8 protein-coding genes and 1 tRNA gene are annotated in these 13558 nt (G+C 62.9%); 1 reads left to right on the top strand and 8 read right to left on the bottom strand.

Annotated elements, in window-relative coordinates; translation table 11 throughout:
* Positions 1 to 2 precede the first annotated feature (2 nt).
* The 8 genes from FZF13_RS23425 to FZF13_RS23460 all read right to left on the bottom strand — a co-directional run bounded on the left by FZF13_RS23425 (position 3) and on the right by FZF13_RS23460 (position 10867).
* Positions 3 to 785, bottom strand: coding sequence for a TatD family hydrolase (locus tag FZF13_RS23425; RefSeq protein WP_024924018.1), 783 nt, complete (start codon positions 783 to 785; stop codon positions 3 to 5).
* A 3-nt stretch (positions 786 to 788) separates the two neighbouring features.
* A complete protein-coding gene (metG, locus tag FZF13_RS23430; protein ID WP_024924017.1) occupies positions 789 to 2336 on the bottom strand; it encodes a methionine--tRNA ligase in 1548 nt (515 codons plus the stop codon).
* An 86-nt stretch (positions 2337 to 2422) separates the two neighbouring features.
* The gene (locus tag FZF13_RS23435; RefSeq protein ID WP_024924016.1) at positions 2423 to 3478 is read right to left on the bottom strand and encodes a DNA polymerase III subunit delta'; all 1056 of its coding nucleotides are present in this window, start codon (positions 3476 to 3478) and stop codon (positions 2423 to 2425) included.
* Positions 3475 to 4149: a dTMP kinase gene (gene tmk, locus FZF13_RS23440; RefSeq protein WP_024924015.1), complete on the bottom strand. Its 675-nt coding sequence runs from the start codon at positions 4147 to 4149 to the stop codon at positions 3475 to 3477. Before tmk ends, FZF13_RS23435 begins: the two co-directional genes overlap by 4 nt.
* Positions 4150 to 4360: 211 nt before the next feature.
* Complete coding sequence (locus FZF13_RS23445; RefSeq protein WP_024924014.1) at positions 4361 to 5533, bottom strand: D-alanyl-D-alanine carboxypeptidase family protein; 1173 nt, start codon at positions 5531 to 5533, stop codon at positions 4361 to 4363.
* 82 nt (positions 5534 to 5615) lie between these two features.
* Positions 5616 to 6836: a septal ring lytic transglycosylase RlpA family protein gene (locus FZF13_RS23450; RefSeq protein WP_024924013.1), complete on the bottom strand. Its 1221-nt coding sequence runs from the start codon at positions 6834 to 6836 to the stop codon at positions 5616 to 5618.
* A gap of 495 nt (positions 6837 to 7331) precedes the next feature.
* A tRNA-Ser gene (locus FZF13_RS23455) sits at positions 7332 to 7421 on the bottom strand.
* Positions 7422 to 7618: 197 nt separating this feature from the next.
* Positions 7619 to 10867 (bottom strand): autotransporter domain-containing protein, encoded by a 3249-nt coding sequence (locus FZF13_RS23460; protein WP_024924012.1) that lies wholly within the window; start codon positions 10865 to 10867, stop codon positions 7619 to 7621.
* Between the two features lie 1829 nt (positions 10868 to 12696).
* Between FZF13_RS23460 and FZF13_RS23465 the strand changes: the two genes are divergently transcribed.
* Positions 12697 to 13389 (top strand): TerC family protein, encoded by a 693-nt coding sequence (locus FZF13_RS23465; RefSeq protein WP_024924011.1) that lies wholly within the window; start codon positions 12697 to 12699, stop codon positions 13387 to 13389.
* The last annotated feature ends 169 nt before the right edge of the window (positions 13390 to 13558 follow it).

A 13558-nucleotide genomic window follows, 5' to 3' on the forward strand; every position in this document is an offset into this window, starting at 1 on the left:
GCTCAGGCCGGCTTTGGCATCTTGGTGAACAGCCGGAAGAAATTGGCCGTGGTGATCGTAGCAATTTCAGCGGCGCTGACGCCGATCGTTTCGGCCAAAACCTTAGCAGTCTCAACCACATAGGCCGGTTCGTTGCGCTTGCCGCGATGCGGCGGCGGCGCCAGATAGGGTGCGTCTGTTTCGACCAGCAGCCGCTCATGCGGTACGTCCTTGGCGATATCGCGCAATTCGGCCGAATTCTTGAAGGTCAGGATACCGGAGAACGACACATAGCCGCCGAGCTCGATGCCGACACGAGCAAGCTCGGCGCCGGAGGAGAAGCAATGCAGGATGAAGGGGAAGGTGCCCTTCCCTGTCTCTTCCGTCAGGATCGTCGCCATATCCTCGTCGGCGTTGCGGGCGTGGATCACCAGCGGCAATCCGGTCTGACGCGCCGCCGCGATATGGACACGCAATCCTAGCGCCTGCGCGTCGCGCGGCGCCTTGTCGTAAAAATAGTCGAGCCCCGCCTCGCCGATCGCAACGACCTTCGGGTGCGCGGCAAACCGAATGAGGTCTTCGGTGGTTATGTCGAGCTCTTCGGCGGCATTGTGCGGATGAGTGCCGACCGAGCAATAGACTTCGTCATATTCCTCAGCAATGGCAAGCACTTGTTCGAAGCGCTTCACTCGCGTCGAGATTGTCACCATGCGGCCGACACCGGCCGCGAGGGCACGGGCGACGATGGCCGCCCGCTCCTCGGTGAAATCCGGAAAGTCCAGATGGCAATGGCTGTCGACCAGCATCACTCAGCCTTCCTGGGCCTGCTCGACATAACGTGGGAACACCGGCTGCGGCGCAGGCAGCGCCGTGCCCGGCACCAGCGCCTGTTCGTCGCCCAGATGCTCGAAGCCACGCTTGTCCGCAGCGACTGCCAGCGTGTCGAGCAGCTCTGCCGCTGAGCCCGGGATATAGGGCTGGCAGAGGATGCCGACGCGCCGAATGACCTCGGCCGTGGTCCACAAAACCGTTTCCATGCGAGCCGGATCGGTCTTCTTCAGCGCCCACGGCTCCTGCGCGGCGAAATAGCGGTTGGCATCGGCCACGACTGCGAAGATCGCTGCCAGTGCATGATGGATGCCCTGCTCCGCCATCGCCTTGCGCGCAGTCGCCAAGGCAGCCGTCGCTTGGCCAAGGATTGTTTCGTCAGCCTCGGCGAGCGTGCCGCGCTGCGGCACCACGCCGGCGCAGTTCTTGGCGATCATCGACAGCGACCGCTGCGCCAGATTGCCGAGATCGTTGGCAAGGTCGGCATTGGTGCGGTTGACGATCGCCTCGTGGCTGTAGCTGCCATCCTGTCCGAACGGCACTTCGCGCAGGAAGAAATAGCGCACCTGGTCGAGCCCGTAGTGATCGACCATCGTGAACGGATCGATGACATTGCCGACCGACTTCGACATCTTCTCGCCGCGGTTGAACAGGAAGCCGTGCGCGAAGACGCGCTTCGGCAGTTCGATGCCCGCCGACATCAGGAATGCCGGCCAATAGACGGCGTGGAACCGCACGATATCCTTGCCGATGACGTGCGTCGCCGGCCAGAATTTCCAGGAGGCGGCGGCGGTGTCAGGATAGCCGGCAGCGGTGATGTAGTTGGTCAGCGCGTCGACCCACACATACATGACGTGCTTTTCGTCGCCGGGAACCGGAATGCCCCAGTCGAAGGTGGTGCGCGAGATCGAAAGGTCCTTCAGGCCGGATTTGACGAAGGAGACCACCTCGTTGCGCCGTTCGCTCGGGCCGACGAAATCCGGCTGGCTTTCGTAGAGCGCCAGCAACTTGTCCTGATAGGCGGAAAGGCGAAAGAAGTAGCTTTCCTCCTCGACCCATTCGACCGGCGTGCCCTGCGGGCCGTAACGAACGTTGTCGGCCCGAACTTCGGTCTCTTCCTCACCGTAATAGGCTTCGTCGCGCACCGAGTACCAGCCGGCATAACCGCCTTTGTAGATGTCGCCATTGGCCTCCATCGCCTTCCAGATGGCCTGGGAAGCGACCTGATGGCGTGCCTCGGTGGTGCGGATGAAATCGTCGTTGGAGGCGTTGAGCGCCAGCGCCATGCGCTGGAATTCGGCCGCGTTGCGGTCGGCCAGCTCACGCGGTGAAATGCCTTCCTTCTTGGCCGTCTGCAGCATCTTGATGCCGTGTTCGTCGGTTCCGGTCAGGAAGAAGACGTCCTTGCCGTCCAGGCGCTGGAAACGGGCCAGCGCGTCGGTTGCCAGCAATTCGTAGGCATGGCCGATATGCGGCTTGCCGTTGGGATAGGAAATTGCGGTGGTGATGTAGAACTTGTCGCGGGACATGGCGGACCGTCATGAATGTCTGAATGGAAAGTCGGGGCGTGGATATCGCATCGGTATGGCGAAAGCCATCCCGCGCTTCAGGGCCGTCACATTCGCATTGCAGAATTCAGGCGGTCGATCATCGTAAGCGCGTGCTGCTTCTTGTCGAGATTGTAGGTTTCAGTCTCAGATATTACACGCCGCGCTTCTTGCCAAGCATCCGACAGCAGCTTGGCGCGCCTTAGATCGCCACTCAACGCCGCCGAACTTGCCGCGTCAGAGAGCAATTCCAGAGCATGACGGTTGAACGTCTCGAACGGAATGGCCTGATCGCGACCGGCAACCGTCTCAGCCAGCCGATGCGCCTTGGCGATATCCACCCTGCCCGCCGATACCAGCTTTTCCAGTGCCCCCGCAATTTCCAGGCCGCCATATTGGGTGAGCAGGATGGCGGCGCGGGCGCTGCCCCCTGCCCGCTCGGCCAACGCAGCACGCTGTGCGGCGTCATCCGGCACTGCTTGACCGACCGCATCCAGCACGGCCGTCAATTCGTCCTCGGCGAGCGGAGCAAGCCGCAACACCTGGCAACGCGATCGGATCGTCGGCAACAAGCTGCCGGGTGCATGGACGATGAGGATGAAGACCGTTCTTGCAGGTGGTTCTTCAAGATTCTTCAATAACGCATTGGCTGCATTGGTATTCATGTCGTCGGCTGGATCGACGATCACCACCCTGTAGCCACCGTCATGGGAGGTCATCGACAGGAACTGGCCGACCTTGCGGATTTCGTCGACGGTAACAACGCTCTTATAGGTCTTGGTGCGATCGTTCATCGGTCGCGTCAGATGCAGCACCGATGGGTGCGCACCCATGGCGATCTGGCGGTGCAGCGATGAGGTCGGATCAGGAACGGCAAGCGCTTCCGGCGCCGATCTGCCGTCGGGATAACGCAGAAGGTGGTGCGCAAGATGGAAAGCCAGGGTCGCCTTGCCGATACCCGCGGTGCCGCACAACATCAGCGCATGCGGCAGCTTGCCAGCCCGATAGGCGGCGGCCAGCGTCTCCGCGATGTCACCGTGGCCAACAAGGTGCGGATTCTCGGCCGGTTCCGGCACGCCGTCCAGCGTATCATGCTGTTCCGGTGCCAGCCGTTCGAAACTCATGCCGGCGCCTTATGGCTGGCGCGTGTCGGCTTGCCCTTGTCGAGTGCGGCGAAAACGGCGGCGGTCACCGCATGCTCGACCTGTTCCAGATCGCCGGACGCGTCGATGACCACACAGCGCTTCGGCTCCGCCTTGGCGATTGCCAGATAGGCTTCGCGGCGGCGTTGCTGGATGGCGAGCGTCTCCTTCTCGAAACGATCGGGAACCTCGCCGGCATTGCGCCGCTCGGCGGCGCGACGTAGTCCCTCGGTCGGATCGATGTCGAAGATCAGGGTCAGGTTCGGCACCATTCCGTTGATGGCAACGCGCTGGAGCGCATCGACATAGGCTGGATCCAGCCCGCCGGTGGCACCCTGGTAGACCCGTGACGAATCGATGAAACGATCGCACAACACAACCGCTCCGCGCTCGATCGCCGGCCGGATCACTTGTTCGACATGGTCCGAGCGGGCCGCGGCAAACAACAGCGCCTCCATTTTCGGCCCGAAGGGTTCGGCAAGGCCCGACAAAAGCACGTGGCGCACCGCTTCGGCACCTGGCGAACCGCCCGGCTCCCGGGTGACCATGACATCATATTTCTTGGTGCGCAGACGCTCGGCCAGACGCTTGATCTGCGTCGACTTGCCGGCGCCCTCGCCGCCTTCGAAAGTGATGAAGAATCCGCTCGCCAAACGCTGCGCCTCGGTTGTCGCCCCAATACCAGACATAGGTGCCGGAAGCCGCTGCGGCGAGAGGGTTAGTGCTTCTTGCCGATCTTTCCACTCTTAATGCGCGCCGGCGAAAAGGTCCAGAATGGCGACGGGAAACCGGCCACAAGAATCCGAAGATCGAGTGAATTCGCTTTGTTTATAATAGGTTGTATCGCTTTGCGCGACTAAAGACCTATCGCAACCAACCAACCGCGATTTCCTTGACGGCGTCGATGGCGCGGCGCGGCATGGAGCCAACCTCCACTGTCTCGGCCGCGAACAGCGGCGTTTCCTGGCTCAGCGTATCGCCGATCCAGATGCGCAGCGCGCCGACCGGCTGCCCGGCTTCCACCGGCGCTGGCAGCGGGCCATTGTAGACGATGCGAGCGGTGACCTTGTCGCGGCCAGCAATGGGCAGCAGGAGATCGATCGGCCCCTTGGCCTTCAGCGCCACACCGGATTTGGCGCCACCGAACACTTGCGCCTCGCCAACTGTCTCATCCTTGGCGAAGACCTCGGTCTTTTCGAAGGAACGCAGGCCCCATTCGAGGAGCTTGCGTGCCTCCTCGGCGCGTTCGCGGTCGCTGGCCAGCCCGCTCATCGTTGCAACGACCCGCCTGCCGCCCTGGTTGAGCGAACCGACGATACCGAATCCGTCCTGTTCGCTGGCGCCGACCGCCAGCCCGTCAGCGCCGATATCCATGGCCAATAGCGGGTTGCGGTTGCGCTGCGTGATCTTGTTCCAGGTGAAGTCCTTCAGCCCGAAATAGGCGTAGAGGTCCGGATATTCGCGCGACAGGCGCAAAGCCAGCTGGGTAAGTTCGCGAACAGTCGTCTTCTGGCCGCCGGCCGGCAAGCCGGTGGCGTTGACGAAGGTCGAAATCGGCAGCCCGATCTGGCGGGCATGTTCATTCATCTGCAGGGCGAAATTCTCTTCGGAACCCGCAAATCCTTCGGCGAGGATGATGCAGCCATCGTTGGCGGCCTGAACGGCGATACCCTTCATCAGGTCTTCGATGCGGATGGCCGATTTGAGGGCCGCAAACATGGTGGAGGTGCCGGATGGGGCGCCCCCCTTGCGCCAGGCGTTTTCGCTGACCACGAAGGTGTCGTTGATCGTGAGCCGACCACCCTTCACCGCATTGAAGGCCATTTCCAGCGTCATCAGCTTGGCGAGCGAGGCCGGCTGGATCGGCTTGTCGGGTTGTTTGGAAAACAACACCGTGCCGGTTTCGGCGTCGATCATGAAGGCGGCCGCCGCCTTGGTCTCGAACAGTTGCGCGGCTGCCGGCATAGCCGAGAGCACGAGAAGCGCGATGCCGAACAGGCTGGCCAAGGCCAAAGGAGTGCGGGATTTCGAAATCATGGCCACACGCTATCAGTTGAGAGGCGAGCCGATCAATCGCGCCTGCCGCCGGCGCCCAGCTTATCCCCGGCGGCGGGTCGCCTCAGTCGCGCACCGCGAATGCATCCGGCGCGCCATGGCTCCAGGCTGCTTCCAGCATGTTATCGACGGTCATGCGGCCGTCCTGATAGAGATTGACCGAATACCAGTCCCTGCCGTCGAGCTTTGCCTGGTCGATTTCGACGCGACCATAGGCCTTGAGCGCTGCAGCGACTTTCTTTGCGTCCACAGCGCTGTCGAAGGTGCCGGCAGCGACATAATCATCGGACGGGTCGTTCTGCTGTTTCCAGTTGCCTAGCGCCGCCGCCGGCCCTTCGAGCGCGGCAAAGGCCGAAGCCGAGCGCTGGTTGCGTTCGGCGGCATAAGACAGGGTCGCCATCTTGAATGGAAGGTTCTGCGGCGTCGGCAGCACATCGGCCATATCCGGACGCGGCATGACGATCGGCCCGAAATCCGGCAGGACGATGCCTTCGATGGAGCTGTTCTGCGCCACCACCAACGGTGCCGGTGCTAGTGCGACACTCGCGGCCTGGCCGGGGAACGGGATGCTTGCCGCACTGGCGGCAATCGGCGCGCTTGGCGACGAGCCGTTCATGGCAACCATGACGCCGGTCGGCAGGCCGTCGGATGGATCGGGGATCCTGTTGCCGGGATGGTAGGAAGCCAGGAGATAGGAATCGTCGCTGCCCTCGAGCGGAGCGCGGCCTACATAGTCGACCTTGACCCTGGCGGTGCCGATCCGGGAGTAGCCCAGCATGTCGGCCGCCCGTTTCGACAGATCGATCAGCCGCCCTTCGTGATAAGGCCCGCGATCGTTGACACGCACGATGATGGAACTGCCATTGTCGAGATTGGTGACGCGGGCGTAGCTGGGCAACGGCATGGTCGGATGCGCGCCGGTGATCTGCGAAATGTCGTAGACTTCGCCATTGGCGGTGAGCCGACCATGGAAGGCTTCGCCGTACCACGAGGCAGTGCCCTTCCTGGAATATTTCTGCTCTTCCTTCGGGTAATACCACTTGCCGCGAACCTGATAGGGATTGCCGAGCTGGTCGCGGCCGCCGCCGCGGCGAAAACCGTGCTTGCCCATGGCGACGCGCGGGCTGGCCTTCACACCATATTCGGCTTCCGAGAAATATTCCTTGGAGCGTTCGCGCTTGCTGGTCTTGGTCGGTTCAGAGGATGCGCAGGCTGCGAGAAGCCCGGCCGAGACGGCCAACAACGCGTAAGTCGAAATGCGACGAAGACGCGTCGGTACCTGCATCGTGAACTCTTCCCCTGCCGGCCCGAACAATGGCGCCGCTACTCAAACACTGCTGGGGACGAAGCAATTCGAACGATGACCCGCTCGACACCCAAAACCCCAGAATCCCTTTTGCACAGGAATTGCTTATTACACGCTTAATCGATTGCGGCCTTCGACCGGCAAAATTGTGGCGACAAGGTGTCGTTGTGCCGTAGAGCAATCGGGCAATAGCTTGTTTTGAAATAATATCTGGAGACTACACAGCGACCTGATCGTTCGCCGACGATCTCAGACCGGCAGCAGGCGCCGGCGTCGTCTCGCGAAATAAACAAAGGCCTTAAGTTTTAGCGGTTTCATACGCCGGCTTGGGAAGGATATGTGCAAGGGTTCGCTGATGAGACTGGCTATCATGTCCTTTTCAAGTGGCCCGCCTTCGGTAACCGCGAAATGCTGGTGAAGACGTCAGCCGACCAATGGTGAAGTGCCTTCGGCACGGGCTGAAAGCGAGATAGGTGGCGGAGGGAGTGGGATTCGAACCCACGGTGACATCGCTGCCACGCCGGTTTTCAAGACCGGTGCCTTAAACCGCTCGGCCATCCCTCCGGCATTAATCTCGCTAGCTTTTTTGGTTTTCGGCGATGGCATCCGCCATGGCTGCTGCCGTTTTGCTAACGAATGCCATCGTCGCTTCGCCTTTACCGCGCGCCAGATCACAGCGTCAAGCAGAGGTTGGAGTGGTCGCAATGGTGCGAGCGGTAGCCATTGAGTGTTCCTTGGGAGGTTGGGGTATCTTCATCCGCTCAGAAGCGGATGGAGAGGTTGCCCTTCATGGAGTGGTCGGAGGCATCGCCGCCGAGATTGCCGGTGTAGGAGATGCCGAGCGTGGTGGCGGCGCCGATGGCGAGGTCGAGGCCGGTTTCAAGCACCAGGCTGTCGCGGGCGATCGGCGCGCCGGAGATGGCGAAGGCGGAGCCGCCGCTGACGAAGCGCAAGCCCGCATCCGGCGTCACGTCGCCGAAGGCATGGCGCCAGCCCAGCATGCCGCGCGCCTTCAGGACCGCCTCGGTGCCGACGATCAGCTGCGTCTCGGCATGCATGCCGAAGGTGGTGAACGGCACGGTGTCGCTGCCGGCACGACCGTCGAGTGCGGCCGCCCCGCCCTTCTCGCGAAAGCCTTCGGAGGCGACATGCACGATGGCAAGGCCGGCGAACGGCTCGAAGCGCATGCCGCCAGCATGCATGGCATAACCGACCTCGCTGTAGAACTGGGTGGTGCGGGCATCGTAGTCGGACTTGAGACTGTCCTTGAAGCCGTCGAAGGCAACGGAGCGCGCCGCCTCGACATCATGCCAGGCATGGGCAAGGCCGCCACGCAGCGTCCAGGCACCCCATTCGGCACCGGCATAGGCACCCAGCGTGTAACTCTTGACCGAAGCCGAGGAAGCGCGCGCATCAGCCTTGAGCGTGCTGGAGGAATAACCGGCCACGACACCGGCGCGCCAGTTGTCGCCGATCTCGCCGTCGGCGCCGACGAAGAGGCCGCCGATGGAGCGGTGCAGTGCCGCCGTCTCGACCGTCGTCTGCGTCGAGCCCCAGCTGCCAAAACCCTGCAGCCACACGCCGCCCAGCGTCTCGCCGGGTTCGGCGAAGGCCTCGCGTACCCGCCGGTTGGCCGCCTCGCGCAGGAAGCGGCTGTCGTCGACAAGCGCGCTTCTTGTCGAGGCATGGGCCTCGCCCGACAATGCGTCGAAGGCTTGGCGCGCCATGGCCTGGTCGCTGACGGCGGCAATGGCGTTGTAGACGCTGTTGCCGGCACCGAGGCTTTCGGCGCCACGTGCGGCCGAACACTGGTTGCGGGTTTGGGCGGCATCGCAGAAGGCGGTGCTGTTGCGCACCATGTCGAGATAGACGTCGTTGGCGCCATAACCCAGCGCCATGTTGAGGAACGGCCGGTCCTGGTCGAGCACGGCGTATTTGCCGGTGACACCGCCGACCGCGCTCAGGATGGTGTAGCGGATGGTGCGGTTGTAGGAGCCGGCGAGCTTGGTGACACGCACGGTGCCGCCCTGCAGGGTAGCGCGGCCGCCGACGGCGATGCGATCCGAAGAACCGCCTGCATCGATCTCGGCATGGTAGACCGAGCCCGCCTCCTGCAGGAAGTCGCCGGCGACGGCCAGCGTGCCGATCGAGTTGCCGGGCGCGATGGTGGCGCCGGAGGCGATGGTGGTGGAGCCGACCATGCCGGTGCCGCCAAGCAAGGTGCCGTCGCGCATCAGGAGTTCGCCGCCGAGCTTGCCGGCGATGTCGAGCGCGCCGCTCTCCACGGTGGTGAAGCCGTCGAAGGCCGAGGAGTCACCCGTCAGCCTGACGGTGTTGCCGCTGCCTGTATTGAGGCGCAGCGCTCCCTCACCCGAGACGATGCCGGCATAGGCGCCGGAGGCGGCCTGGTCGAAACGCGTCATGCCCTCGGCGCCGATCTCGACATCGCCGCCGAAACGGTCGGTGGCCGAGGCCAGCGTGCCACGGTCGACCGTCCAGTCGAGGCCGCTGGCACCCGTCAAGGTGAGCTTGCCGGCGCCGTTCTTGACCATGGTGCCGGTGCCGCCGATGGCGCCGGCGAAGGTGGCGTCGTCACCCTGGTCGAAGACGACCTTGCCGGCATTGGCGATGGCGTTGCGGATCGAGCCGGCATTGCCGACCAGGGTGCCGGCCCGCACGATGGTGTTGCCCAGATAGGTGTTGGCACCGGTCAGCACCAGGGTGCCGAGGTCGTCCTTGACGATCGCGCCGGTGCCGGTGAGGCCGGAGGCGATGGTGGCGGTCATCTGGCTGCCGGCGGCACTGCCGTCGCCGACGCGGATGTTGGTCTCGGCCTGGTTCAGCGCCAGATTGCCACCTTCGACGCGGTAACCGTCCGAGGCGAACTGCATGCCGGTGATCTTGATCGGCTCGCCATCGGCAACGACATTGACGGTGCCGGCAGTACCCTGGAACACGGCGAAGCGGCCGCCCCAGGCCGTGTTGGCGCTGCCATCGGCACTGGTCCAGTTGGGCTGCTGGGCCGCCCAGGTGCCGCTGCCGCCGTCGATGGCGCCGTTGCCTTCCGAATCCGCCCCGTCCCAGAACAGGATGTTCTTGTCCGGCCCGGCACCGCCGACAACCAGATTGATCTGCTTGGCGATCGAAGTCTGGAGGACGAGGTCTTCCTTCTTGTAGCCGTCCGGCGTGGTGCCGATGCCGATGCCATTGTTGGTGAAGGTGCCGCCATAGTCGATCAGCCGGTAGACGCCCTGCCCGAAGCCGCCGGCGTCGGAGACGTTGAAGGTGGCACTGAGCGTCAAGTCGCCCAGCACCTTGAACAAAGCCGGACCGCCGGGCTGGCCAAGGCGCACGTTGATCAATGCCGGGCCACCCTCGCCATCGGCGAAGAGTTTCCCCGCTGTCAGTTGTTGGCCTGACGTGCCTTCGAGGATGCCGCCGCCGCTGATCCAGAGATCATCGATCGTTCCATTTCCCCCCAGCACCGCGTCGCGCATCACGCCCACGGATGTGGCAGTTCCGTCGACCTGAAGGCGCCCCGCCTGGTGTCGAACATTGCCTTCGGTCGTGCCCGTCAGCGTCAGCCTGCCAAGGCCGGTCTTGTGAAACATCACATCGTTTTTCCCGGGAGACGACAGGTCCCGCAACGTCCCAGAAAGGGTGGAAATATTGCCCTCGTCGACCCTGACGGACGCGCCCTGGTTACCTGGGATGTTGAAGGCGATTTCGTTGTTGAGCGTTACGCCCCCGGTTTCGCCGAGGATCAGTTCCGTGTTGTCGTCCTCAACGGTAATCTTGCCGGTGCCGAGGGCGCCGTCGGCAGTCGCCCGGATGGCACCGTTGTTGAACACCGTACCACCAGAATAGCTGTTGGCCTTCGTGAGGATCAGTTCTCCGGAGCCTGATTTCCTCAGTGATCCGGCGCCGACGACCTGGCCTTCGAAGCGCGATTCCTTATCGACACCGGCGATGTCCAGCTGCTTGCCGGCATCGAGTTGTACGGTGCCCATGCCACTCAGAACGCTAAGCCGATCACTCTGAGCGACATGGAGCGTGGCATCTGTCCAAACAGCTACGCTGGAGTTGGCGCCGATGGCGTCGCCATTCCCTTCTGTCCGTAGGGTGCCATCATAAACTTCGTAGCGAAGCGCGGATTGCGAACCGTCACCTTGCAAGACGAGCGTACCAATACTGGTCTTGCGTATTTCCCCGCGTCCGGAACGCGCGCCCTTCAGCGTCACACTACCCTCATGAAAGACCGGGATGTCGACCACACTACCATTTTCGAAGCGCAGGTCGTTTGTGAGGGCCAAGCCTTGAGACATGGCGCGAAGCTGCAAAGTATTGCCCGTTTCCGCGTTTAAGAGGATCTCGCCGGTGCCGATGCTGATATCGCTTTGAGTGGGACTGCCTTTGTCGAATTGGATAGCGCCAGCGGCGAACTCAGTGCCACCGGAGTAGCTTTGGCTACCAACTACCGATAATAAGCGATTTCCTTCCTTCCTAAGCCGTATCTTGCCAAGGCCGTCGACGATCCTGTTGGCGCTATTGATGTTGGCCCCAACCAAGGCAAGTACTGCGGTTGTGCCTGCGGTATTGTTGCGAACGGTCCCCTCGTTTCCGTCGACGCCGGTGAACAAACTTCTGATAGCTAGGTCTTGGCCAGCCAGATCCAACGTTCCGCTTCTGAGCGCGACCTGTGTCCGTTCATGCGCCAGCAAATCTCGCCCAGCCTGACTGCCAATCTGCGCGGTCCCGGCGTCGAGAAAAATATTAACGTACGATCCTCCAACTCGATCGATGGCCGAGGGTGCGAAGATAATCGTTCCGTTATTAGCACCGTCCCCCGTGCTGCCGATGTTGAGGCGGGGTACGAACATACCGCCCTCGATATGTAGAATGCCGACAAATGTCCCGACAGCGCCGCTAACCACCGAAAGGCTGAATTCCCTCTCGGCTGAGTTTATTATGATGGTACCCGAATAAGTGCCCGTGGTTGAAAAGCGATAGCCCGCCCAGGCGGGGCCGGCGGCGGCGGCCACCAGAGCGGTGGCGGCCAGAAGGCTGCGCCGGAAGGCACGAGCGCACCTTTTGGCCGGCTGGGCGGAAATCGTCATGGTCATGGAAAAGTCCCTCTTGAAGCGTCGAACATCGCGATGAACGAAGCGCGCGGGCCGGGACCGCGCGGCGCGCCGAAAAGGTCGCGCCGATTGGCCGGCAGGGTTTCTTTTCGCCAAAACGCGGGCACATATGGCGACACCCCCACCCTGCCGGCCGCATGCGACCGCAGGAGCCGTGCGGCGCAATGCTGGTCTATGCTCACGAAAAATCGCATTTCCGGCCCGTGGATTCGTTCATTCCGGCCAAGGCGATAGCAGCGGGCGCAAAACCGCGCCCCGTATGAACAGAGGGGGAAAATCGAAAAACAGCCGTGTTCGGGACGATTTTCGGCTGAAAAACGCGCCGCGCCCGACCAATGAGTGGGAATTGCGGCCGATCCGCCGCCGTGGGCGCTCTCCGATTCCCGACTGAGTCCGACTACCGGTCGACCATGGCTGCGGGAACGGCAAAATCCGGCGCCGGATTGCTCACCTGCCCGTCGTCAGGACTATCGAGGCAATGGCGGGCCGAGCCGGCGGAGGCTCCGGCGTCCTCAAGCATATCGCACCTCAATCCGATGCATTCCGCCCGTGGCGGTTCGGGCCAAAGCCTTATGTTTCGGTGTGGAACGGAGCGTGATCCGGCCAATCCGGTGCTGCGCTTGACGCCATGATGCGATACACGTAGGGCCACATTTTATGTAGTTCGATTCAAAAACCGATGAGGGGCACTTCCGCTTATGGAAATCTTCACCGCCGCTGGTTTTTCCGCCCTTCTGCAGGTCATCGCCATCGACCTCGTGCTTGCCGGCGACAATGCCATCGTCATCGGCCTTGCGGCGGCGGGCCTGCCCAAGGACCAGCGCAAGAAGGCGATCCTGGTCGGTATCGGCGCCGCGACGGTGCTGCGCATCATCTTCGCCCTGATCACGCAATGGCTGCTGGCCTTCGGCCCGATGCTGCTCATCGCCGGCGGCCTGCTGTTGTTGTGGGTGTGCTGGAAGATGTGGCGCGAGCTGCGCGTCAGCCACGAGGAAGAGCAGGAGGCCACCGAAGCGCTGGCGGATGCGGAAAGCGACGGCGCCGCCGCCAAATCGGGAAAACCGCGCAAAACCTTTGCCCAGGCGGCGTGGCAGATCGTCATCGCCGATGTTTCGATGTCGCTGGACAATGTGCTGGCGGTCGCGGGCGCGGCGATGGAGCACCCGACGGTGCTCATCATCGGCCTGGCGCTGTCGATCGCGCTGATGGGGTTTGCCGCCTCCTTCGTGGCGCGCCTGCTGCATCGCTTCCGCTGGATCGCCTATATCGGCCTGCTGATCATCCTTTATGTGGCGCTGAAGATGCTGCTCGACGGCGCCGTCGAGCAGTTCCCGAACCATTTCGGTTTCCTGGCGCCTTGGTTCGGGCCTAGCGTCGGTGGCGCGCATTAGGTCGAGGACGACCCGGGCCACTCAGGCCCGGGCGCCCGGCTGCGCCTGAGGTTTGCTTGCCAGGCGAACTGTGCTATTGCGCGCGCCGAATAGAGCACCGCACTGGTGCCATGCCGAAAACGAACGAATTCCGGGCCGGACCTGCAAGGTTTCCGGCCCGCGTCCATTG

Origin of the sequence: Mesorhizobium terrae, assembly GCF_008727715.1 — a bacterium.
GTDB classification, from domain to species: Bacteria; Pseudomonadota; Alphaproteobacteria; order Rhizobiales; family Rhizobiaceae; genus Mesorhizobium; species Mesorhizobium terrae.